This window comes from Marinomonas gallaica (assembly GCF_001639745.1).
Lineage (GTDB): Bacteria > Pseudomonadota > Gammaproteobacteria > Pseudomonadales > Marinomonadaceae > Marinomonas > Marinomonas gallaica.
In genome coordinates, this window is the sequence record NZ_LTAX01000100.1 from 1 (window position 1) to 248 (window position 248).

Annotated in this window: 1 protein-coding gene; it reads left to right on the top strand. The window is 56.5% G+C overall.

Annotation, left to right across the window (positions count from 1 at the left end; translation table 11 throughout):
- On the top strand, positions 1 to 207 hold a 207-nt coding region (locus AYW76_RS19270), incomplete at its 5' end, for a hypothetical protein (RefSeq protein ID WP_197467862.1).
- Between the last annotated feature and the right edge of the window lie 41 nt (positions 208 to 248).

A 248-nucleotide genomic window follows, 5' to 3' on the forward strand; every position in this document is an offset into this window, starting at 1 on the left:
ACGGGCACCAATGACGCCGCGCAGATCAGCGGCGATGACAAAGGTGCCGTGACGGAAGGTGACGGCAATGTGGTCCTTGAAGACAAGGGCACACTGACGTCTGTCGATGTGGATGGCAACAACGCGAACGACACCTTTAAAACTGAAGTGACGGTGGTGAATCACCCGACGGAAGGTGCGCCACTGGGCAGCCTGACTATCACCTAAGGCGGTGAGTGGACGTACAACGTTGACAACAGCAAAGTGGA